This is a genomic window from Pseudomonas sp. LS.1a (assembly GCF_022533585.1).
GTDB lineage: Bacteria > Pseudomonadota > Gammaproteobacteria > Pseudomonadales > Pseudomonadaceae > Aquipseudomonas.
Genome location: NZ_CP092827.1, coordinates 3,776,612 through 3,798,997 on the forward strand (window position 1 = coordinate 3,776,612; position 22,386 = coordinate 3,798,997).

The following is a 22,386-nucleotide window of genomic DNA, read 5'->3' on the forward strand; positions in this document are numbered from 1 at the left end:
CTGCTGCGCAGCCCATCGCGCAGCGGCCCCGGAAACCACCGCAATGCTTGTCGCCTGCATCCATAAAAAATAGAGAGGCTACAACCGTGATCGACGCCCTGAACCACTTGCCGCGCCCCCGGGCCGGCGCCGACCAGCTGGCCGAGCGCTTCAGCGACCTGGCCCCACCCCTCACCGCCCGCCAGGCCGCCGTCGAAAGCGCACGCTGCCTGTATTGCTACGACGCCCCCTGCGTCAACGCCTGCCCCAGCGACATCGACATCCCGTCGTTCATCCACCGCATCAGCGACGAAAACCTGCAAGGCGCCGCCGAACGCATCCTCTCGGCCAACATCCTCGGCGGCAGTTGCGCCCGCGTCTGCCCCACCGAAATCCTTTGCCAGCAAGCCTGCGTGCGCAACAACGCGCAGGAATGCGCACCGGTGCTGATCGGCCAGCTGCAGCGCTATGCCCTGGACAACGCCCATTTCACCGAGCACCCGTTCCAGCGCTCGCCGGCCACCGGCAAGCGCGTCGCCGTGGTCGGCGCCGGCCCTGCCGGGCTGTCCTGCGCCCATCGCCTGGCCATGCACGGGCATGATGTGGTGGTGTTCGAGGCCTGCGACAAGGCCGGTGGCCTCAACGAGTATGGTATCGCCCGCTACAAGCTGGTGGACGACTACGCCCAGCGTGAAGTGGAGTTCCTGCTCGGCATCGGTGGCATCGAGATCCGCCATGGCCAGCGCCTGGGCAGCAACCTCGGCCTGGGTGAGCTGCGCGACCAGTACGACGCAGTGTTCCTCGGCCTCGGCCTGAATGCCGTGCGCCAGCTGGGCCTGCCGGATGAAGAAGCCCCCGGCCTGCTCGCCGCCACCAAATACATTCGCGAGCTGCGTCAGGCCGATGACCTGACGCAGCTGCCCCTGGCCGACCGCTGCCTGGTAATCGGCGCCGGCAACACCGCCATCGACATGGCCGTGCAGATGAGCCGCCTGGGTGCCCGCGACGTCAACCTGGTGTACCGCCGTGGCCATGCCGACATGGGTGCCACCGGCCACGAGCAGGACATCGCCAAGGCCAACCAGGTGCGCCTGCACACCTGGGCCCGCCCCGATGCCGTGCTGCTGGACGACACCGGCAAGGTGCGCGGCATGCGCTTTGCCCGCACCGAGCTGGCAGGCGGCCACCTGCGCGACACCGGCGAAACCTTCGAGCTGGCCGCCGATGCCATCTTCAAGGCCATCGGCCAACGCTTCGACGACGCCAGCCTCGGCGACCCGGTGGCCGCACAACTGGCACGCGACGGCGAGCGCATCCGCGTCGACGAAACGATGCAGACCAGCCTGCCAGGCGTATATGCCGGCGGCGACTGCACCGCCCTGGGCCAGGACCTGACCGTCCAGGCCGTGCAACACGGCAAGCTGGCCGCCGAAGCCATCCATGCCCAACTCATGCTCAACGTGGAGGCTGCGTAAATGGCCGACCTGTCCATCGAATTTGCCGGCATCAAGGCACCCAACCCCTTCTGGCTGGCCTCCGCACCGCCAACCGACAAGGCCTATAACGTGGTCCGCGCCTTCGAGGCCGGCTGGGGCGGCGTGGTGTGGAAGACCCTGGGCGAAGACCCGGCGGCGGTCAACGTGTCGTCACGCTATTCGGCGCACTATGGCCCCAACCGCCAGGTGCAGGGCATCAACAACATCGAGCTCATCACCGACCGCTCCCTGGACATCAACCTGCGCGAAATCACCCAGGTGAAGAAGGACTGGCCCGACCGCGCGCTGATCGTGTCGCTGATGGTGCCGTGCGAGGAGCAGTCCTGGAAGTTCATCCTGCCGCTGGTGGAAGCCACCGGGGCCGATGGCATCGAACTGAACTTCGGCTGCCCGCACGGCATGCCGGAGCGCGGCATGGGCGCGGCAGTCGGCCAGGTGCCGGAGTACGTGGAAATGGTTACCCGCTGGTGCAAGACGTACTGCTCGCTGCCGGTGATCGTCAAGCTCACGCCGAACATCACCGACATCCGCCAGTCGGCCCGCGCCGCGCATCGTGGCGGGGCCGATGCGGTGTCGTTGATCAATACCATCAACTCGATCACCAGCGTCGACCTCGACCGCATGGTCGCCCACCCCATCGTCGGTGACCAGAGCACCCATGGCGGTTACTGCGGTTCGGCAGTAAAGCCGATTGCCCTGAACATGGTGGCGGAAATCGCCCGCGACCCACAAACGCACGGCTTGCCGATCTGCGGCATTGGCGGCATCGGCAGCTGGCGTGATGCCGCCGAGTTCATGGCCCTGGGCAGTGGTGCCGTGCAGGTGTGCACGGCGGCCATGCTGCATGGCTTCCGCATTGTCGAGGACATGAAGGACGGCCTGGCGCGCTGGATGGACCAGCACGGGCACCGCAATATCGAGGCGTTCCGCGGCCAGGCGGTGGGGCATACCACCGACTGGAAGTACCTGGACATGAACTACAAGTCGGTGGCGCACATCGACCAGCAGGCATGCATTGGCTGCGGGCGCTGCCACATTGCCTGTGAGGATACCTCGCACCAGGCGATTGCCAGCACGCTGAAGGCGGATGGCACGCATGCCTACAACGTGATCGAGGAGGAATGCGTAGGCTGCAACCTGTGCCAGATCACCTGCCCGGTGGAGAGTTGCATCGAGATGGTGGCACAGGACACCGGCAAGCCGTACCTGAACTGGACGCAGGACCCGCGTAACCCCTACCGCGAGGCCAGCTGAAACCCATTGGGGCTGCTGCGCAGCCCTTCGCGGGTAAACCCGCTCCCACAGGGACCGCGCCGCTTGTGAGGGCAGCAAGACACCTGTGGGAGCGGGTTTACCCGCGAAGGGCCGCGCGGCGGCCCCGACCTCAAGGCTCCAGCCCGATCCCCCGCAAGATCACACTGGTCACCGTCTGCACGGCATTTTCAAAGGCCATGTCCGACAACGCCTCCCCGCCATTGAGCAATGCCACCTGGTAACCAAAGTCGGCATAGTGCTGGGTCGAAGCCCAGATCATGTACAACAGCGCCGACGGCTCCACCGGCAGGATGCGCCCCTCCTCCACCCAGCGGCGGATCTTGGCTTCCTTCAGCTTGGCCCAGGGCACCAGGCTTTCATCCAGGCTCACCCCCAGTACCGGCGCCCCGTGCAGCATCTCTTCGGCCCAAATCTTCGAACCCAGCGGCCGCGAGCGCGAATGGCCCATCTTCGCCCGGATGTAACTGGTCAGCACCACGCGCGGGTCGTCGAAGTTCTCGAAGCACAGCGCGTCCTGCTTCCACACATCCAGCAGATCCTGCAGCACCGCGCGGAACAGGTCGTCCTTGGTGCTGAAGTAGTAATGCAGGTTGGAACGCGGCAACTCGGCCTGCTCGGCGATATCCCCCATCGAGGTGGCGCCGTAGCCTTTCTCGGCAAACACCTTTTCCGCCGCCTGCAGGATCTTCTCGATATTGCGCCGGCGGATTTCGATCTTGTGATTGGCCATCAGGCTTGGGCCGTCCACACCGCCAGCTCATAACCATCCGGGTCGATGAAGTGGAAGCGCCGCCCGCCAGGGAAAGCAAAGGTGGCCCGGCTGATTTTCGCCCCGGCTGCTTCGATCCGCTGCTGCGTAGCCTCCAGATCGTCGGCGTACAAGATGACCAGCGGCCCGCCCGGGCGCACCGGCTCCCCCGTGGTGAAGCCACCGGTCAGCCGGCCATCACTGAACTCGGTGTAGGACGGCCCGTAGTCGGTGAACGCCCAGCCGAACACACTGCCGTAGAAGGCCTTGCTCCGTGCGATGTCGCTGACATTGAACTCGATGTTGTCGATCTGCCGGTCAGTACCGCGAATGCCCATGTGTGCTCCGTGCCGAAAGGGTTTGCCCTAGTCTACTCCGGTCGTTTCACACTTTTATATCAGGCAGCCTGAAACAACCGGGTAATCAGGGCATAGTCTTCGATGTGGGCGGACATTGAGACGTCTTTGTGTGGTTGCCTGTGCTGGCCTCTTCGCGGGTAAACCCGCTCCCACAGGGATATCGATGGTTTCAAGGCCTGTGATGTACCTGTGGGAGCGGGTTTACCCGCGAAGAGGCCCGCACAGGCTTCACAAAAACTCAGCCCAAGCTGTGCCACTCCCGCTTGTCCCGCGCCAGCAATTCATTGCCGGCCTCGGGCCCGTCTTCACCGGCCGGGTACTCATGCACCTCGCCGCCCTGGGCCCAGGCATCGAGGAACGGCTGCACCGCGCGCCAGCCGTTCTCGATGTTGTCAGCCCGCTGGAACAAGGTCTGGTCACCGGTCAGGCAGTCGTAGATCAGCGTCTCGTAGCCGGTCGCCGGGGTCATCTTGAAGAAGTCCTTGTAGGCAAAGCCCAGCTCGACATTCTCCATCACCAGCTCCGGCCCGGGGCGCTTGGCCTGCAGGTCGAACCACATGCCTTCGTTGGGCTGAATCTGGATTTTCAGGTAGTTGGGCTTGGGCCGTTCCAGCTCCGATTCACGGAACTGCGCATAAGGCGCAGGCTTGAAGCAAATGGCGATTTCGGTGTCACGCACGCTCATGCGCTTGCCGGTACGCAGGTAGAACGGCACCCCGGCCCAGCGCCAGTTGTCGATCATCACCTTCAGCGCCACATAGGTCTCGGTCTGGCTATCGGCCGCAACGTTGGCCTCCTGACGGTAGCCGGGCAACTGCTTGCGCCCCTGCTTGCCGGCGCTGTACTGGCCACGCACGGAGTTTTTCAGGGCCATCTTCGCCGACCATGGGCGGATGGCACCGATCACCTTGGCCTTTTCGCTGCGCACGGCATCAGCGGCGAACGCGGCCGGGGGCTCCATGGCCACCATCGCCAACAACTGGAACAAGTGGTTGGGCACCATGTCGCGCAGCGCCCCGGTGCTGTCATAGAACGCGCCTCGGGTCTCGACACCGACGGTTTCCGCAGCGGTGATCTGCACATGGTCGATGTAGTGGTTGTTCCAGAACGATTCGAACAAACCGTTGGAGAAGCGGCTGACCAGGATGTTCTGCACCGTCTCCTTGCCCAGGTAATGGTCGATGCGGTAGATCTGCCGCTCGCCCATCACCTTCAGCAGGCAGGCGTTGAGCGCTTCGGCGCTGGCCAGGTCGGTGCCGAAGGGCTTTTCGACCACGACGCGACGAAAGCCGCCGGCCGATTCGTCGAGCAGCCCGGCCTGCCCCAGGCGCTGCGCCACCTCGGGGAAGAAGCGCGGCGAGGTCGCCAGGTAGAAGATGGCGTTGCCATGGCGGGTTGTGTCGATGCGCCTGGCAAGGGCCTGGTAGGTGGCCGGGTCGAGGAAATCGCCGGTCTGGTAATCCAGGCGCTTGGCCAGGCGTGCCCAGCGCTTCTCGTCCAGGCACTTGGTCGTGTCCTCGCCACCTTTGTCACGCTCGACCATGAAGGCATGCAGGCGCCCGGCGAACTCCTCGGCAGTGGCCGGGTTGTGGTCGACCCCGACGATGCGCAGGTTGCGGTCCAGCAAGCCGTCACGGCTGAGGTTGTACAGCGCCGGCATCAGCAGGCGCTTGACCAGGTCGCCATTGGCGCCGAACAGGAACAGGGTGCAGGGTGGTGCGGCCGGAATACTCTGTTTGGTCATTCGCCTTTCTTCTCGACATGGCCACCAAAGCCCAGGCGCATGGCCGAGAGAATCTTGTCGCCATAGGTGCCCTGCTGCTGACGCGAACGGAAGCGGGCGAACAGTGCGCTGGACAGTACCGGCACCGGCACCGCCTGCTCGACGGCGGCGTCGATGGTCCAGCGGCCTTCGCCACTGTCAGACACCGAGCCACTGAACTGCGACAGCTGCGGGTCGGCCACCAGCGCATCGGCAGTGAGGTCGAGCAGCCACGAGGTGACCACGCTGCCACGCCGCCACACTTCGGCGATTTCGGCCACGTTCAGGTCGAAACGCTGGTCTTCCGGCAGTTCGTTGCCGCCCTTGCTGCGCAGCAGGTCGAAACCTTCGGCATAGGCCTGCATCAGGCCGTATTCGATGCCGTTGTGCACCATTTTCACGTAGTGCCCGGCACCGGGTGGGCCGGCGTGGATGTAGCCGTGTTCGGCACGCTGATGCTCGCCGCTGCGGCCATGGGTACGCGGGATGTCACCCACCCCCGGCGCGAGCGCCTTGAACAGCGGCTCCAGGCGCTCGAACACATCCTTTTCGCCACCGATCATCATGCAGTAGCCACGGTCCAGGCCCCACACGCCACCGGAGGTGCCGACGTCCAGGTAATGCAGCCCGCGCTTGGCCAGCTCGGCGGCGCGGCGCACGTCGTCCTTGTAGAAGGTGTTACCGCCGTCGATGATCGCATCGCCCGGTTCCAGCAGTTCGGCCAGTTGGGCGATGGTCTGCTCGGTGGGCTCGCCGGCCGGCAGCATTACCCACACCGCACGCGGTGCTTTCAGCTTCTGTACCAGCGCACCGAGGTCGTGCGCGCCCTGGGCGCCTTCGCTCTCCAGGCCGTCGATGGCCTCACGGTTGCGGTCATGCACCACAGTACGGTGGCCGGCGCGCATCAGGCGCCTTGCGATATTGCCGCCCATGCGGCCCAGCCCGATGATTCCCAGTTGCATGAGCCGATGCTCCCCTTTCGAAATAAATGACAACACAATCCAGCTTTTCAGATTAGTCCAGCGAACCGATCGAGGGTTCAGCGACGAACGGCGAGACCACGATAAACAAAAAAGTTCCCAAGGCCTGCGAAAGAATTCAGAATGCGCCCGCGTGAAGCGTCTACGCTTTGACTTGTCACTAGCCAAAACCGCGAGGTGTGCTCATGGGTACCTTGATGCCTGCAACCCCAACCCAGACCCTCTATGTCTCCGTGCGCCGTGATGAGCTGCGTAAACTGAAGGACGAACGTGACCAACTGCGCCAACAGGTCGCCCAACTGAACCTGCTGCTGGCGCAAGCGCGCACAGACGGCAAGGCCGTCAGCCTCTGAACCTGCCCCGTCCCTGTGGGAGCTGAACTGCTCCCGCATCGCTCAATCGAGCAGCCAGCTATTATCGCCATTTTCCAGGGTACCGCCATGACTGGTGGCATCGCCGATCCTGGCAAGCGGCTGCCCATCATCCATCATCAGTGCCGAGCCGCTGGTAATCACCGCCCCACACCCGAGCCTGTCGCCAACCCTGGCGGCTGCCCTGCCGTTGACGAAGAACAGGCTGGAGCCGCTGCTGATGCTGGTCGGTCCGCACGACGGGCAGTGATGAGGGTGACCCAGCAGAACGATGGCAGGCATTGTTGCCACTCCCGAATCATGTGAGGCGCCAGGCACGCATGCCGGCAGCGCCATCAGAACGTTTTCGACAGCCGCCAGTGCACGACCTGGCCATCGATCTCAGGGAAAGGTACCTGGTGCATGAACACTTGCTCACCTACCATGCGCTCGACGCAGACGTAGTAACCGGGCCATGGGCAAGGTGTGCCGGAAGGCCAGCCTGGGGCATCCTCGCGCCTGGCGGTTTCCGGATCGCGGAACTGCTTGCCCAGGCGTCGGTAATGCGCCCTTTCGACGAGCGCCTGCGGGTAAAAGTGGGGAGCGCTTTCCAGGCCATCACCCTGCACTGACCATAAAAACGCCACCAGTGCCGCCTCGAAGGCCCAATAACCCAAGTGGTCGCTCCGTGCCCAGGTGTGGCGCTCATACCAGTAGCAATCGTGCGCATTGGCGTACCACTGCCCGAGATAGTGCATGAGCGCGTCATGCTGCGCGGGCCCTTTCAGGTCGAGGCTCTCCAGCAAGGCGCCATAAGGTTCGGGGTGAAGCAATAAGGTGCCAGGGTAGGCCTTGCCCAGCCGCTGGAACAGGCGATGCAGCAGCAGGTCGGGGCTGCGCTCGTCGTTCTGGTTCAGCCAGCCCAGTATCTGGCCGACACGCTCGGGGTAACCGCACAGCACCGCCAGCGACAGCAGCCACAAGGCAAGCCGGTATTCATCCGACACCCAAGGGCGCAACTGCTCGCTGGATGCCGGGTACGCCGAAAAATGCCGGGCGAACTGGGCGAACGCATAGTCTGCATAGGCCTCCACCAGTTCCATTGGCTCGCCACCGGAATACCGCTGTACTGCCAGCTCCAGTGCCATGTGTGCCCAGTCGCGGCTAAGGCCACGGTAGTGATGCCTGTGCTCGGCTGGCCCGATCAGCAATGCCTGGGCGTCAGGGTCGGCGAATTCCTGCTCTTTTTCACGCGTCGAAGCCAGGTAATGCTGCTCGACCATCCACGGGTCGCGCTTGATGCTGTCGAACTGGCCCATTGGCCCTCCCGCACGCTATAAGCCTTTCACCAAGCGCCAAACCAGAGAGCGCCCATTTTCGCTCGGCATCTCTACGCCTTGCATGAATGTCTGGGGCCCCACCGCCCATTCATCACATACCCACACGCCCGTGCGCGGGCAAATTTCGCCCGACCTGGCAAGCGCATCCGAATACGGCGCGCTTTGCAGTTGTTCAGGGAAGCTTTTGATAACTTGACGCTTGCGAGCATCGTCTACCAAATCCTTCGGGTAGAAAGGAAGATCTCTATAGGGCGTATCGTCGACGCCCCACAACACAGTGACCAATCCTGCCTCAAAGGCCCAATAGCCAAAGAAACCCGCATCGCTTCGTGCCTTGTGCCGGTCATGCCAATAACAGTCGCGCATGCCGCGATACCACTGCTTCAGGTAACTACGCACTGCCTGTTGCTGCTCATCCTTCTCAGTAGTTACGGCATTGAGCAATTCATGGTAGGGGCGCTCATGAATCAACGTACTCCCGGGGATCGTCACCCCCACACGGGAAAACAGTTGCCGCAACAGGATGTCCTCACCGTCATCTGGGGCTTCACTCAAAAAACCTGCGATTTGTCTGATGCGCCCGGGCTTGTTGAACAGCACTGCAAACGATAGAAGCCAGAGTGTGTACTGATAGGCATCCGGCTCCCACAGTTTCAAGCTGAAACTCGGATAAGCTTGCTTGTGACGTTGAAACTGGGAAAACATGTGATCCGCGTAAAATTCAAGCGCTTCAATGGGTTCCCCTCCCGAATATAGAGCAATGAGCAACTCCATAGACTGAAAGCACCACCTCCAGCTCAACATCTTGACATTTACATACTCGGGACGCTCAATTTCGAGAAAAGACTCAGCCTGGCGCTCTACATAATTCTCCTTCCAAAAAGAAACACTATCGAGATAGGCTGCCTCTTGCAAAAAAGGCTCACGCTTGACCCGATCAAATCCAGTCATTACACACCCCTATTGGATCACATCACCGATAAATTTAGCATTTTCGTCGAGCTTGACTATTTTCGTTACCACACCACCTTCATCTACGATCATTAACCAACGTTCATATCCGGCGAATGCAACTTCTTCCGCCTGTTTTTTCCCAAGCTCCAAGTCAAGTCTCGGCTCAATCCACGCATCACTCATCTGCCTGGCGCTCGGAAACCCCTTACTCCCCTTTGTAACCGGCAAACTACCCGGCGAAAACGCGCCCCCCGTTCGATACTTGGTCTCGGTAATGATGAACGGCGGCGGTGGATGGGCATTACGATAGACGCCATCCAGCCCGCGCCCGGTGGGTTTCATTTCCAGGCTGCGAGGCCCACGAGCGACCGACAGCAGGTTCTCATGGCCTTTGCCGAGCATGTACTGATCACTGACCACCTCCCCATAAATGCCCTTCTGCGCCCGGGTCGCCGTCGAATGATCGAACACGTGCACATTGGCGCCATGCGTGGCGGCAGCCGCAGAGGTGGGCACTGGCGGGCCGAGCGCACCCTCGGGGCGCTCGAGGTAACGCGGACGCATGCCAATGCCAGAAGTCACCCGCCCACCACTCATCGCCATGGGCACCGGCTTAGGCGCATGCACCCCGGCCTGCGCAACCTGCGCGGGCAGATCGCTGGCCTGTTCCAGCACCTTGGCCAACCTGGCGTCGAGTTGCATCAGCGCCTGTGGGATTTCCCGCACTGCATGCACCTGCACCGCGTAGAACTGCGCTTCCATGGCCTGCAGCCGCACCAACAGGTGCGAGGCCGCCTGGTTGAAGGGCCAGTTGCCCAGGTAGCTGCGAAGCTTTGCCGTTGCAGCGATGACCTTGGTCAAGAACTGGTTCAGATAGGCCAGCAAATCCTTTTCATAGCTCGTGAACCTGACCTGGCGCAGCCAGAACTCCACGCTGCCGCGGGTGAACTTGCCAAGAAACGCAACCACGGTCCGCAAGATGATCTGGCTTTCACGGATAAGTAGCAGGCACAAACCTCGCAGAAACGCTGCCGCTTCCTGGCCGACCAATGCACCTGCCACCGAGCCCACGGGCGTACCCACCGCCCCCACCACGGCACCGATGATCGGCGCGATCAAGGTAATCAGGCAGGCGACCAGCAGCACCCACTCCTGCCACTGTGGCGGCTGCGCCGTTGCCTGGCTGCCATCCGCCGTGTAGCGCTTGCCCAGGCGCAGGCACACTGCGGCCAGGTCACGGGCACTGAGCACGATCACCACCCCAGGCACCAACGACAGCAGCATGTCGGCAATGACCACGCTCAGTGGCCGTTCCTCGGCAAACTCGCCCAGCACCAGGTCACGCAGCCAGCCAAAGCCGCCTGCCACCTTTTCCACCGCTTCATCCAGCCAGTCAGCAGCGGAGTTCATGGCTGGCCACCTGCCGAGGTGCAGCCGGCAAGCAATGCCTGCAAGGCAGCATCCGGCTCGGTTGCGGTCGTCAGTTGCAGCGAGCCTTGGCCAACCTCGTAGCGCACCTGGGCGCTGCAACCGGGGGTAACGCCAGCCAGGCGGGCATAGCCGTTCTGATCGACCATACCCTGGCGCTGGGTGCCATCGGACAACGTCGCCACGTAGGCCGTGCCCGCAATCGGCGTACCGTCGGCATGCACCAGGCGAAACTCGATTTCATCCTGCAACGGTGCAGGCGGCTCACCGTAACGTGCAGGCGCCTTTACCTGGGCGATGGCATGCAACAGCAGTGGCTCGGGGCAACCGATTTCGATGCGGCCACCACCCAGCTTGATGAACGCCCCGCCGCAACTCAGGGTCAGCGACGTTCGGCTGTCGATGTGCACATGGCCGTGATGGCTGGTGATCGACACATCGTCATTGGCATCGACCCGCAGTTGCCCGCCGACCTGCACACGCTTGTCCTGCGCGACCTGCTCGCTGGCCTCGAGGCCAACCATCACGCTCAACGCCCCGCCAACGGCCAACGACTTGCCCAGGCCAATGCTTTCGACTTTGCCAAGGGCGACCGTTTCGCTCTTGCTGGCGCCGACCTTGACACTGCGGTTGCCACCTATGTGCACCACTTCGTCATGCTCGACGCGCTCGCTACGATCATTGCCGATGAACGTGGTTTCGTTGTGCTTCACGACGTTGTTCTGGTCGCGCTCGGCATGAATGAATACTTCCTGCCGCCCCAGTTCGTCCTCGAAGCGCAACTCGTTGAAGCCATCGCCTTTGTGGGTCTGGCTCTTGATGGTCATGCAGGTCTTGTGTTCGGGCAGGTCGTAAGGCGGCAGCTGGTCACCGCAGTAGGTGCGCCCGGTGATCATCGGCTGGTCAGGGTCGCCATTGACGTACTGGACAATCACATCCTGGCCAACACGCGGAATTGCCATCGAACCCCAACTGCCACCGGCCCAGCCTTGCGACACCCGTACCCAGCAGGAACTGAATTCGTTGTTGCTGCTTTCACGGTCCCAGGGGAAGCTGACCTTGACCCGCCCCCACTGGTCGCAAAAAATCTCTTCGCCCGGAGGGCCGACCACGGTGGCCATGTGCGGGCCATCGATGCGCGGCTTGGCCAAGGGTGCCGGGCGCCATTCGGCCATGCCTTGCACCAGCAGCGCATCGTTCACATAGCGGGTACCTTGTTCGGCACCGGCGGCTTCTTCCTGCAGGCTGGTGAACTGCGTACCTTCGTGGCACAGGCTGATCACGCGCCAGTGCACATTGAGGTCTTCGCGCGGGTGGCCGACGAGGGTGAAGCTCAGGCCTGGCTGCAGGCGCACGTCATCGCCCTGCACTTCGGCCAGGCGGGCGTCATGGCGCAGGGCCGTCAGCCGCGTTTCAGTGAAGCGCTTGCCGACCGCATCGCGCTTGTAGCGGCCCGGGTAATCAAAAAACTCGTAGTCCAGCGACTGGTGCGTGATTCCGCTGGCCTGAGCCTTGTGCTCCTGGCGATAGGCCGGGTTGGTGAAGGTGTAGTCGCGCTGCACCTGCTGCGCGGTACGCACCTGCTCGCAGTAGCGCAAACGCCGCAGGCAGGCACGGGCTTGGTCGCCACCGCTACTGGCGTGGTACAGCACCTTGTCGGGGCCGAGATCATCTTCATCCAGCCAAAGCGCCTCATCATCTACGGGCTTTAGCGTGCCCCGGCTGAGCAACCCAAGCGATAGCAGGCGATCGGTAACGATCAGCGTGTGGTGCCTGGCGCAGTGCGCAAAGCGGTAGACGAAGCCCTCTTCAGCGGCAAGGCGATGGATGAAGTCGAGGTCGGTTTCCCCCGCCTGGACACAAAACTCACGCACCTGGTGCTCGGCGCTGCTATTGAACTCAAACCGGGCAATGCCCTGACGCTTGAACATCAGTTCAAGAATCTGCGGCACGGTTTTCTGCTGGAAGATGCGCCAGTTCGAACGCAAGCGGGCGCGGGCCAGTTGCGGCTCGACCAGGGCGTGGTAGCGCGTGCGACAGAAGCCGGTTTCACCCTGGCTGAAGGCACTGACCAAGCCATGCACATGACGCAGTGGCCGGTCTGCGCAATAAAGGGTGAATAGCGCAGGCTTGTCGAGCACCTGGCCGAAGTCGACATCACTGTCGTAACTGACAAGTTCAAGGTTCAGTAAAAATGGCTGGCTGATGGTTTCTTCCAGCTTGAATGAAACCACTTCGAACTCCGTGCGCCCGGCGAGCGCCTGAAATCCGAAGCGAAAGTCCGACTGTTTCATGAGTTGCTCTACCCGCCATCATGTTTACCGGCGAAAAACAACCACATCCTGGCTTTCTTCAAGATGAGTACGTCGAATGAAAATTGCCCGTCGTCAACGCTCAAGCCGGCTAGATCCGTGGCATTGGCGGACTTGATCGATGACGACAGTGAGGATGAGGCAGTGACTGAAGAGCAACTTAAACCGTACCGCCCCGCCATGACAGGAACGATGGGTTTCATGCATTGACGATTTCGTAGGAAATTTCTTAACGCATCAACTTACAAAATTTTGCGCGCGCGAGTCCGATCGCTGAATCACCAAAAATTCAAGCCAGGAAAATAATAAAAACAGTTACTGAAAAGTTCGCGAAACAGCCCCTTTCATTCTTCCTGAAATCACTCGGATTCCGAAATGCACATTCTCTTGGAAGGCGATGACTCTGACACTCCTCCAGCGCACCAAAAAGGTGCGCAGCTATCCGTAATGGGGCAGCCCGTCTGCCCCTTCATCAACCGCTCCATCCCCTGCATTCACATCCAGTCACAACCGCCAACGTTTGCGTCTACTCCGCGGCACGACAATGGTGACCAGCGGGTCACATTTTTATCTCTTTCTCTCCTACACTCGGGTTTCGGCCCGCCATTTGCTCAACGGAAGAGTGACGAAAAAAAGTCGAACTTTACGGAACGCGGGCAGGTCAGGAACTAAGTAGGCCAAACGCAAAGGGACTTCCCAGCCTCGGCCCACACACCCCACCAGCCCAATCGCCTTCGGCGGGAATGCCGATCGCGCTGTGCCTGCGCGCACGAACCTGGGGCATGGAACGCACTACGCAGAATCCAGAAACAGAGAGAACCAACACGAAACATCGCCACGGGTGCCAGCACCCGGCCAAGCATAGGGACGGAGAGAAGTATGATCAGTGCCGCTGTCGAGCCTCACGTAGATTCATTCAACCCGGACAACCGCGAACCGCTCACCCCGGACTTCGCCGCGACAGGCAAGGCACCCGGCGCCCAGCGCCAGCACAACCGCAACAAGCGCAAGATATTGTTCGTGACCTCGGAAATCGCCGACCTGGTGAAGACCGGCGGCCTGGGCGACGTGTCCGCCGCCCTGCCCCGCGCCCTGGCGCACCTGCACGATGTGCGGGTGCTGATCCCCGGCTACCGCCAGGTGATGGAAAGCGACAACCCCATCCATATCGTCGGTGAACTGGGCGGCCACGCCGCCCTGCCGCCGTGCAAGATCGGGCGCATGGACATGGCCGACGGCCTGGTCATCTATGTGCTGATCTGCCCCGAACTGTATCAGCGCGACGGCACCCCCTATGGCGCCAACAACGGCCGCGACTGGCCCGACAACCACATCCGCTTCGCCCGCCTGGGCCTGGCCGCCGCCGAAATCGCCGCCGGCGAAGGCAGGATCCACTGGAAGCCCGAAGTGGTGCACGCCCACGACTGGCCCGCCGGCCTGGCGCCGGCCTACATGCACTGGCGCGGGCTGAGCACGCCCACCCTGTTCACCATCCACAACCTGGCCTACCAGGGCGTGTACAGCCGCGGCTGCAGCCCGGAGCTGGCAATCCCCGAACATGCCATGCAGCAGGAAGGCATGGAGTTCTACGGCAAGCTGTCGTTCCTCAAGGCCGGCCTGGCCTATTCCAGCCACATCACCACGGTCAGCGCCACCTATGCCCGGGAAATCACCACCCCGGAATTCGGCTGCGGCCTGGACGGCTTCCTCGCCAGCAAGGCGCAGCAAGGCCTGCTCGGCGGCATTCCCAACGGCATCGACGAAAGCTGGGACTCGGCTACCGACAAGCACCTGCAGCACAACTTCAGCATCAATGACTGGGAAGGCAAGGCGCGCAATGCCCAGGCAGTGCGCGAGCTTTTCAAACTGCAGCCCTCCGAAGGCCCACTGTTCGCCGTGGTTTCGCGCCTGGTCTACCAGAAAGGCCTGGACCTTACCCTCGGTGTCGCCGACTACATCGTCGAGCAAGGTGGGCAGATCGCGATCATCGGCCGTGGCGAGCCCGAAGAAGAACAGGCCATGCGCGAGCTGGCGCTACGCCACCCGGGCCGCATCGGCGTGCGCATCGGCTTCAACGAAACCGACGCCCGGCGCATGTTCGCCGGCAGCGACTTCCTGCTGATGCCGTCACGCTACGAGCCGTGTGGCCTCAGCCAGATGTACGCGCAGCGCTTCGGTTCGTTGCCGGTGGCGCGCAACACCGGCGGCCTGGCCGACACCATCGAGTCCGGTGTCACCGGTTTCCTGTTCAATGAGTCCACTGTCGAGAGCTATCGCCAGGCCCTCAGCCGCGCCTTCTATGTCTATGGCAAGAAGGACCTGCTGAATGCCATGCGCTGCCTGTCGATGACCCAACCGTTCAACTGGTGCCAGGCCGTGGAACCCTACGCACGCCTGTACGAAGACCTGGTCAAGCAGGCGCAGCACAGCCACTACTGAGCGGGGAGCAGAAGATGCACAGGCATGGCGCACACCTGCTGGACGCCACGTCGGCGCGCTTCGCCCTCTGGGCCCCGGATGCGCGCAGCGTGAGCGTGGAACTGGAGCAACAGCCGGCCATCGAGCTGTTGCCCGATGATGATGGCTGGTACACCGGCGTGGCCCCGTGCCAGGCCGGTGACCGTTACCACTACCGTATCGACGGCGCACTGCAGGTGGCCGACCCGGCCTCGCGCTACCAGCCTGAGGGCGTACAGGGCCCAAGCCAGGTGGTGGATGTGGCCGGCTATGCCTGGCAATACCCCTGGCAAGGCCGGCCCTGGCACGAGGCGGTCATCCAGGAGCTGCATGTCGGCTTGCTCGACGGCTACGCCGGGGTCGCCCGGCAACTGCCTCGCCTGGCCGAGCTGGGCATCAGCGCCATCGAACTGATGCCGCTGGGGCAGTTCCCCGGCGAGCGCAACTGGGGCTACGACGGCGTGCTGCCCTATGCGCCGCAAAACACCTATGGCAGCCCAGAGCAATTGTGTGAGCTGGTCGACCAGGCCCATGGCCTGGGGCTGATGGTGCTGGTCGATGTGGTGTACAACCACTTCGGCCCCGACGGCAATTACCTGCACCGGTACGCCAGCCCGTTCTTCCGCGACGACCGGCAGACGCCTTGGGGCGCAGCCATCGACTTCCGTCGCCCGCAGGTGCGCGAGTACTTCATCCAGAATGCCCTGATGTGGCTGTGCGACTACCGCTTCGATGGCCTGCGCCTGGACGCCGTGCACGCCATCGACCAGCCCGACTTCCTGATCGAGCTGGCACAAAGGGTACGCGCGGCAGTGGAACCGGGCCGCCAGGTGTGGCTGGTACTGGAGAACGAGCACAACCAGGCCTTCCTGCTGGAACAAGGCTTCGACGCCCAGTGGAACGACGACGGCCACAATGCCCTGCACGTGCTGCTGACCGGCGAAACCGAAGGCTACTACGCCGACTACCAGCAGCGCCCCATCGACCAGTTGGCCCGCTGCCTTGGCGAAGGCTTCGTGTTCCAGGGCCAGGCCAACCGCCATGGCACGCCCCGCGGCGAGCCCAGCGGGCACCTGCCGCCCAGCGCCTTCGTGCTGTTCCTGCAGAACCACGACCAGGTCGGCAACCGCGCCCTCGGCGAGCGCCTGACCCGCCTGTGCCCGCCGCCGGCGCTGCGGGCGGCCACCGGCCTGTTGCTGCTGGCGCCGATGATCCCGCTGCTGTTCATGGGCGACGAAGACGGCAGCTGCCGGCCGTTCCTGTTCTTCACTGACTTCCATGACCAGCTGGCTGATGCCGTGCGTGAAGGCCGGCGCGGCGAGTTCGCCCATTTCGCCGCTTTCGCCGACCCCGAGCAGCGCCAACGCATCCCCGACCCCAACGCCGAACAGACCTTCGAGGCATCCCGCCCGCAGGCCTGGGAAGTGATCGCCGGCTGGCACGGCCTGTACCAGCAGTTGCTCGACTTGCGCCGCCGCCATGTGATCCCCCACCTGCCAGGCAGCCGCGCGCTAGGTGCCGAGGTGCTCGGCGACAAGGCACTGACCGCACGCTGGCGCCTGGGCGATGGCAACACCCTGCGCATTGACCTGAACCTGGACGCCAGCCCACAGGCGGTCGAGCTGCCCGCACCAGCCACCCGGCTGTTCGACAGCAGCGACGCCCGGCACCCCGATACTCATCTGGCCGCGTACAGCTGCGTGGTCAGCCTGCTTCCACCTGCCCAGGAGCGCCCATGAGCGAAACCGCCCTGCACCGTCTGGCGACCCGCGTCGGACTGAGCCGCGACTGGATCGACGCCAACGCCCGGCCCCAGCGTGTCAGCGACGAGGTGCTGCGCAACATCCTTGCAGGCCTTGGCCACCCGGCCGCCGATGACGCCGCCATTGCCGCCAGCCTGCGCGCCGTCGACGCTGCCGAAGACAGTGAGCACCTGCCGCCGCTGCTGACCGCCGACCTCGGCCAGCCACTGCCACTGGCGCGCTACTTCAGCGCCGCCAGCGTCGCGCACTGCACCCTCGAAGACCACGCCTCACTCACCCTATGCCTCGACGACCAGGCTCGCCTGCCTGGTGAACTGCCCATCGGCTACCACCAGGTGGAAATCGACAGCCGCCGCTTCACCGTGGCCGTGGCCCCGCCACGCTGCCACAGCCTTGAGGACCGTGTGCCGCAGCCGCCACCGCGCTGCTGGGGCCTGGCGGTGCAGCTGTACAGCTTGCGCCGCCCCGGCGATGGCGGCTACGGCGACTGCCTGGCCCTGGAACAACTGGCCCGAGCGGCCGCCGAGCGCGGTGCCGATGCCCTGGCGATCAGCCCGATCCACGCCCTGTCGGCCATCGACCAGACGCACTACAGCCCCTACTCGCCCTCCAGCCGCCTGCTGCTCAATACCCTGTACGCCAGCCCGGCCGCGCTGCTGGGCGAGCGGGCTGTGCGCGTGGCCATCGAAGCTTGCGGCCTGGAGCAACAGCTGGAGGACCTGGAACAAGCCCCGCTGGTCGACTGGCCGCGTGCCGCCAGTGCCCGCCTGCGCCTGCTCGAAGCCCTGTACCTGGGCTTCAGCCAGGGCGAGCACCCGCTGCGCACGGACTTCGACAGCTTCCGCGAAGCTGGTGGCCAGGCCCTGGAGCACCACTGCCGCTTCGAGGTGCTGCAGGCGCAGGCCGTAGAGCATGGCCTGGGCGCCGACTGGCGCAACTGGCCCAAGGCCTGGCACGACCCTTACCACCCGGAAGTGGAGGCCTTCGCCAAAGCCTACCCGGCCAAGGTCGAGTTCCATGCCTTCTGCCAATGGCTGACCGAACGAGGCCTGCAACGCGCCCAGGAAGCGGCACGCGGCAACGGCATGGCGGTCGGCCTGATCGCTGACCTGGCGGTGGGCGCCGACGGTGCCGGCAGCCAGGCCTGGAGCCGCCAGGACGAGCTGCTGGCAGGCCTGAAAGTGGGCGCACCGCCTGACATCCTCAACCGTGCCGGCCAGGACTGGGGCATCTGCGCCTTCTCGCCCGAAGGCCTCAAACGTAACGGTTACCGCGCCTTCATCGAAATGCTGCGAGCCAATCTCGCCCACGCCGGCGGCCTGCGCATCGACCATGTCATGGGCCTGCGCCGGTTGTGGCTGATACCGCAGGGGAGCAAGCCCAGCGAAGGTGCCTACCTCAACTATCCGCTGGACGACCTGCTGCGCCTGCTGGCGCTGGAGTCGGTGCGCCACCAGGCGATCATCCTCGGCGAAGACCTGGGCACCGTGCCTGACGGCCTGCGCGAGCAACTGGCGGCCAAGGCCGTACTGGGCATGCGCGTGCTGCCCTTCGAGCAGACCCAGCCCGGCCATTTCAAGCCGATTCTCGACTGGCCGGACAACGCCCTGGCCACCACCGGCACCCACGATCTTGCGCCGCTGGCCGGCTGGCTGGAAAACCGCGACATCGACTGGAACCACCGCCTGCAACTGATCGACGCCGCGACCGAACTGCACTGGCGCCACGAACGGCAGAAGGAGCACGACGGCCTGCGCCGTACCCTGGAGGCCAACTACGGCTCGCTGCCGGACAACGACGCGCTGATCGATGCGGCCATCCGCTACGTCGGCCACACCCGCGCACCGTTGGTACTGGTGCCGCTGGAAGACCTGCTAGGCTGCGACGAGCAACCCAATCTGCCGGGCACCACCGCCGGCCACCCCAACTGGCGCCGACGCTTTGCCCGGCCGGTACGTGAGCTGCTCGACGACGAAGACGCAGCAAGGCGCCTGGAACTGCTGGCCCAGGCCCGCGAACAGGCCTGGGAGCGTGACCGATGAAAGCGCTGACCGCGACCCTGCGCCTGCAATTTCACAGTGACTTCACCCTCGATCACGCGGTGCCGCTGGTGCCGTACTTCGCCCAGTTGGGCATCAGCCACCTGTATGCGTCGCCTATCCTCAAGGCCCGCGCCGGCTCACGCCACGGCTACGATGTGGTCGACCCGACCTGCGTCAACCCCGAACTGGGCGGCGAGGCGGCGCTGCAACGGCTGGTCGCGGCCCTGCGCCAGCACGGCATGGGGCTGATCCTCGATACGGTGTCCAACCACATGGCCGTGGGCGGTGCCGACAACCCCTGGTGGCAGAGCCTGCTGGCCTGGGGCCGACGCAGCCCGTATGCGGAATTCTTCGACATCCAGTGGCACTCCAGCGACCCGCTGCTGGCCGGCCAGCTGCTGTTGCCGTTCCTCGCCAGCGACTATGGCGTGGCGCTGAAAAATGGCGAGATACCGCTTGAGTTCGACAAGCACCATGGGCAGCTGCAAATCGCCCATTACCAACACCGCTTCCCGATCTGCCCGGTCGACTATGGCTGGATTCTCGCCCTCAGCCCGGAACCGGCGCTCAAGGCCCTGGCCGAACGCTTCACTGCGTTGAACGCATCGGCCACGCCGCTGGCCGACGCCCTGCCGCTGCAAGCCGAACTGGCGCGCCTGGCAGGCGCAGGCGTCGACCTTGCGTCGGCCCTGGTGGCGTTCGACAGCCGTAGCGAGAATGGCTTCAAGCGCCTGCACCTGCTGCTGGAACGCCAGACCTACCGTCTGGCCAGCTGGCGCACCGCCGCCGACGACATCAATTGGCGGCGCTTCTTCGACATCAACGAACTGGGCGGTCTGCGGGTTGAACGCGCGGTGGTGTTCGAAGCCACCCACGCCAAGCTGTTCGAGCTGATCGAACGTGGCCTTGTGGACGGCCTGCGCATCGACCATATCGACGGCCTGGCCGACCCGCGCGGTTACTGCCGCAAGCTGCGCCGGCGGGTCGATGGCCTGCTGGCGCGGCGGCCGTTGCATGCAGCCCTGGAGCATTTCCCCATTTACGTGGAGAAGATCCTCGGCGCCAACGAGCACCTGCACCGCGACTGGCTTACCGATGGCACTACCGGCTATGAGTTCATGAACCAGGTCTCGCTGTTGCAGCACGACCCGGCGGGTGAAGCAGCGCTGACCGAGCTGTGGGCCAATGCAAGCGAACGCCCGGACTTCCCCGAGGAGGTGCGCCAGGCTCGCCACCTGGTGCTCAATGCCAGCCTGGCCGGCGACTGCGAGTCGGTGGCCCAGGCGCTGTTGCAGGTAGCGCGCAACGACCTGATGACTCGCGACCTGACCCTGGGCGCTATCCGTCGCGCCTTGCAGGCGCTGGTGGCGCATTACCCGGTGTACCGCACCTACTTCAATGCCTGCGGGCGCCCGGCAGAAGACGAAGGGTTTTTCCAGCAGGCCCTGGCCAATGCCCGCCAGGACCTCGGCGAAGCCGACTGGCCGCTGCTTGAGCACCTTGAACAGTGGCTGGGCGGGCAAACCTGGCGCAACCTGCCAGCGGGCCGGGCACGCAAGCAACTGCGCCACGCCTGCGTGCGCTTCCAGCAACTGACCGCGCCCAGCGCCGCCAAGGCCGTGGAAGACACCGCCTTCTACCGCAGCGCACGGCTGCTGTCGCGCAACGACGTGGGCTTCGACGCCGAGCGCTTCAGCGCCCCGCTCGAACACTTCCACAACGAGGCCCAGCGACGCCTGCGCGACTTCCCCGACAACCTGTTGGCCAGCGCCACCCATGACCACAAGCGCGGCGAAGACACCCGCGCGCGCCTGGCCGTGCTCAGTGAGCGCGGCCCGTGGCTGGCCAGCCGAATGGAACACTGGCGCGAACTGGCGACACCGTTGCGCATGCAACTGGACGACGGCCTGGCGCCCAGCCCCGGCGATGAGCTGATGCTGCTGCAGACCTTGCTGGGCAGCTGGCCACTGGACCTCGACCTGCACGAGGACAACGCCCTGCGCCAGTACGCCGAACGCATTCGCCAGTGGCAGCAGAAGGCCCTGCGCGAGGCCAAGCTGCGCAGCAGCTGGAGCGCGCCGAACGAGGCCTACGAAGGCGCCTGCGCCCGCTACATCGACGGCCTGCTGCTGGACAGCGAGAACCAGCAGCTGCGCAAATCCCTGGCCGATGCCGCATACCTGCTGGCCTGCCCCGGTGCCCTCAACGGCCTGGTCCAGGCCCTGCTGCGCATGACCACGCCGGGCGTACCTGACCTGTACCAGGGCACCGAATACTGGGACTTCAGCCTGGTCGACCCGGACAACCGCCGCGCCGTGGACTACGCTTGCAGGCGTCGCACCCTGGACGATGCAACACCTGTGGCCGAACTGCTGGCGCACTGGCGCGACGGCCGCCTCAAACAGGCGCTGATCGCCCGGGTGCTGGACTGCCGCCAGGCCCACGCCGAGTTGTTCCGCCGGGGTGCCTACCTGCCGCTGAGCGTGCACGGCCGGCATGCCGACAAGGTGGTGGCCTTTGCCCGCCTGGGCGAAGGCGAGCGAGCCGTCATCATCGCGCCACGCCTGGCCAGTACCCTGCTGGCGGGTGCACCGATACCCCTGATCCCGGCACAGAACTGGGACGATACCCGAGTAAGCCTGCCGTTTGCCTTGTCGCCTGCCAACTCGACGGGACTTTTCCCCAGTGCTGCGGTCAGCTCTTCCAGGGAGCTGCTGTTGAGCGCCGTGCTGGCGGAGTTTCCGGTCAACCTGCTGATACAACAATCTTGAGCATCAGGAGCGTCATGATGAGTGTTGATGAAAAACGTATCCGCGAATTTGCCTACCAGATCTGGGAATCCGAGGGTAAGCCTGCCGGCCAGGAAGACCGCCATTGGGACATGGCCCGCAAGCTGGCCGAAGCCGAGGCACTGGCCCCCAAGGCGGCGCCGCGCAAGCGGGCGCCGGCCAAGCCCAAGGTAGCGGCTGAGCCGGTTGAGAAAGCCGTAGCGGTGAAGAAGCCCCGGGCGGTGAAAAAGCCGGCTGCCGGTTAAGCCTGTACCGGCCTCTTCGCGGGCTTGCCCACTCCCACAGGTAGGCGCCAGGCCTGAGTGTGGCGCCGTACCTGTGGGAGCGGGCAAGCCCGCGAAGAGGCCGGTGC

The 22,386-nt window shown here is 64.2% G+C and carries 17 protein-coding genes; 8 read left to right on the forward strand and 9 right to left on the reverse strand.

Going from position 1 to position 22,386, the window contains the following annotated elements; genetic code table 11:
* Window positions 1-86 precede the first annotated feature (86 nt).
* The gene (locus MKK04_RS17615) at window positions 87-1,454 is read left to right on the forward strand and encodes an NAD(P)-dependent oxidoreductase (protein ID WP_233686896.1); all 1,368 of its coding nucleotides are present in this window, start codon (window positions 87-89) and stop codon (window positions 1,452-1,454) included.
* A complete protein-coding gene (gene preA, locus MKK04_RS17620; RefSeq protein ID WP_207831148.1) occupies window positions 1,455-2,729 on the forward strand; it encodes an NAD-dependent dihydropyrimidine dehydrogenase subunit PreA in 1,275 nt (424 codons plus the stop codon).
* Between the two features lie 130 nt (window positions 2,730-2,859).
* Here preA and MKK04_RS17625 read toward each other — a convergent pair whose 3' ends face one another.
* From MKK04_RS17625 to gnd, 4 genes are all read right to left on the reverse strand, one after another.
* Complete coding sequence (locus tag MKK04_RS17625) at window positions 2,860-3,480, reverse strand: TetR/AcrR family transcriptional regulator (RefSeq protein WP_063913067.1); 621 nt, start codon at window positions 3,478-3,480, stop codon at window positions 2,860-2,862.
* Window positions 3,480-3,836, reverse strand: coding sequence for a VOC family protein (locus MKK04_RS17630; RefSeq protein WP_063912609.1), 357 nt, complete (start codon window positions 3,834-3,836; stop codon window positions 3,480-3,482). The genes MKK04_RS17625 and MKK04_RS17630 overlap by 1 nt, the downstream gene beginning before the upstream one ends.
* A 259-nt stretch (window positions 3,837-4,095) precedes the next feature.
* A complete protein-coding gene (zwf, locus tag MKK04_RS17635; RefSeq protein WP_207831146.1) occupies window positions 4,096-5,601 on the reverse strand; it encodes a glucose-6-phosphate dehydrogenase in 1,506 nt (501 codons plus the stop codon).
* Entirely contained in the window at window positions 5,598-6,620 is a 1,023-nt protein-coding gene (gene gnd, locus MKK04_RS17640) for a phosphogluconate dehydrogenase (NAD(+)-dependent, decarboxylating) (protein ID WP_207831284.1), read from the reverse strand. The genes zwf and gnd overlap by 4 nt, the downstream gene beginning before the upstream one ends.
* Window positions 6,621-6,784: 164 nt before the next feature.
* On the opposite strand from gnd, the gene MKK04_RS17645 reads away from it, so the two are divergent.
* Window positions 6,785-6,952 (forward strand): DUF6026 family protein, encoded by a 168-nt coding sequence (locus tag MKK04_RS17645; RefSeq protein ID WP_013973320.1) that lies wholly within the window; start codon window positions 6,785-6,787, stop codon window positions 6,950-6,952.
* Window positions 6,953-6,994: 42 nt separating this feature from the next.
* Here MKK04_RS17645 and MKK04_RS17650 read toward each other — a convergent pair whose 3' ends face one another.
* The 5 genes from MKK04_RS17650 to MKK04_RS17670 are packed head-to-tail and all read right to left on the reverse strand — an operon-like array spanning window position 6,995 to window position 12,965.
* Complete coding sequence (locus MKK04_RS17650; protein WP_207831144.1) at window positions 6,995-7,252, reverse strand: PAAR domain-containing protein; 258 nt, start codon at window positions 7,250-7,252, stop codon at window positions 6,995-6,997.
* Between the two features lie 53 nt (window positions 7,253-7,305).
* On the reverse strand, window positions 7,306-8,268 hold the full coding sequence (locus MKK04_RS17655) for a PoNe immunity protein domain-containing protein (protein ID WP_207831142.1): 963 nt from the start codon (window positions 8,266-8,268) through the stop codon (window positions 7,306-7,308).
* A 15-nt stretch (window positions 8,269-8,283) separates the two neighbouring features.
* Window positions 8,284-9,240, reverse strand: a complete 957-nt coding sequence (locus MKK04_RS17660) for a PoNi-like cognate immunity protein (protein ID WP_241105838.1) — start codon at window positions 9,238-9,240, stop codon at window positions 8,284-8,286.
* A gap of 9 nt (window positions 9,241-9,249) precedes the next feature.
* Window positions 9,250-10,653 carry a hypothetical protein gene (locus tag MKK04_RS17665; protein ID WP_233693646.1) on the reverse strand — a complete coding sequence of 468 codons (1,404 nt, stop codon included), beginning with the start codon at window positions 10,651-10,653 and terminating at the stop codon, window positions 9,250-9,252.
* A complete protein-coding gene (locus MKK04_RS17670) occupies window positions 10,650-12,965 on the reverse strand; it encodes a type VI secretion system Vgr family protein (protein ID WP_241105839.1) in 2,316 nt (771 codons plus the stop codon). The genes MKK04_RS17665 and MKK04_RS17670 overlap by 4 nt, the downstream gene beginning before the upstream one ends.
* An 897-nt stretch (window positions 12,966-13,862) precedes the next feature.
* On the opposite strand from MKK04_RS17670, the gene glgA reads away from it, so the two are divergent.
* The 5 genes from glgA to MKK04_RS17695 are packed head-to-tail and all read left to right on the forward strand — an operon-like array spanning window position 13,863 to window position 22,279.
* Complete coding sequence (glgA, locus tag MKK04_RS17675) at window positions 13,863-15,422, forward strand: glycogen synthase GlgA (RefSeq protein WP_207831134.1); 1,560 nt, start codon at window positions 13,863-13,865, stop codon at window positions 15,420-15,422.
* Window positions 15,423-15,436: 14 nt separating this feature from the next.
* Window positions 15,437-17,179, forward strand: coding sequence for a malto-oligosyltrehalose trehalohydrolase (gene treZ, locus MKK04_RS17680; protein ID WP_241105840.1), 1,743 nt, complete (start codon window positions 15,437-15,439; stop codon window positions 17,177-17,179).
* Window positions 17,176-19,245, forward strand: coding sequence for a 4-alpha-glucanotransferase (gene malQ / locus MKK04_RS17685; RefSeq protein WP_207831130.1), 2,070 nt, complete (start codon window positions 17,176-17,178; stop codon window positions 19,243-19,245). The genes treZ and malQ overlap by 4 nt, the downstream gene beginning before the upstream one ends.
* Window positions 19,242-22,016: a malto-oligosyltrehalose synthase gene (locus MKK04_RS17690; RefSeq protein ID WP_241105841.1), complete on the forward strand. Its 2,775-nt coding sequence runs from the start codon at window positions 19,242-19,244 to the stop codon at window positions 22,014-22,016. Before malQ ends, MKK04_RS17690 begins: the two co-directional genes overlap by 4 nt.
* A 14-nt stretch (window positions 22,017-22,030) precedes the next feature.
* The gene (locus tag MKK04_RS17695; protein ID WP_061551133.1) at window positions 22,031-22,279 is read left to right on the forward strand and encodes a DUF2934 domain-containing protein; all 249 of its coding nucleotides are present in this window, start codon (window positions 22,031-22,033) and stop codon (window positions 22,277-22,279) included.
* Window positions 22,280-22,386 lie beyond the last annotated feature (107 nt).

Coding starts and splice junctions, on each gene's coding strand:
- preA (WP_207831148.1), top strand. CDS start 1,455: ATGGCCGACCTGTCCATCGAATTTGCCGGCATCAAGGCACCCAACCCC.
- MKK04_RS17625 (WP_063913067.1), bottom strand. CDS start 3,480: ATGGCCAATCACAAGATCGAAATCCGCCGGCGCAATATCGAGAAGATC.
- MKK04_RS17630 (WP_063912609.1), bottom strand. CDS start 3,836: ATGGGCATTCGCGGTACTGACCGGCAGATCGACAACATCGAGTTCAAT.
- zwf (WP_207831146.1), bottom strand. CDS start 5,601: ATGACCAAACAGAGTATTCCGGCCGCACCACCCTGCACCCTGTTCCTG.
- MKK04_RS17645 (WP_013973320.1), top strand. CDS start 6,785: ATGGGTACCTTGATGCCTGCAACCCCAACCCAGACCCTCTATGTCTCC.
- MKK04_RS17650 (WP_207831144.1), bottom strand. CDS start 7,252: ATGCCTGCCATCGTTCTGCTGGGTCACCCTCATCACTGCCCGTCGTGC.
- MKK04_RS17655 (WP_207831142.1), bottom strand. CDS start 8,268: ATGGGCCAGTTCGACAGCATCAAGCGCGACCCGTGGATGGTCGAGCAG.
- MKK04_RS17660 (WP_241105838.1), bottom strand. CDS start 9,240: ATGACTGGATTTGATCGGGTCAAGCGTGAGCCTTTTTTGCAAGAGGCA.
- MKK04_RS17665 (WP_233693646.1), bottom strand. CDS start 10,653: ATGAACTCCGCTGCTGACTGGCTGGATGAAGCGGTGGAAAAGGTGGCA.
- MKK04_RS17670 (WP_241105839.1), bottom strand. CDS start 12,965: ATGAAACAGTCGGACTTTCGCTTCGGATTTCAGGCGCTCGCCGGGCGC.
- glgA (WP_207831134.1), top strand. CDS start 13,863: ATGATCAGTGCCGCTGTCGAGCCTCACGTAGATTCATTCAACCCGGAC.
- treZ (WP_241105840.1), top strand. CDS start 15,437: ATGCACAGGCATGGCGCACACCTGCTGGACGCCACGTCGGCGCGCTTC.
- malQ (WP_207831130.1), top strand. CDS start 17,176: ATGAGCGAAACCGCCCTGCACCGTCTGGCGACCCGCGTCGGACTGAGC.
- MKK04_RS17690 (WP_241105841.1), top strand. CDS start 19,242: ATGAAAGCGCTGACCGCGACCCTGCGCCTGCAATTTCACAGTGACTTC.
- MKK04_RS17695 (WP_061551133.1), top strand. CDS start 22,031: ATGATGAGTGTTGATGAAAAACGTATCCGCGAATTTGCCTACCAGATC.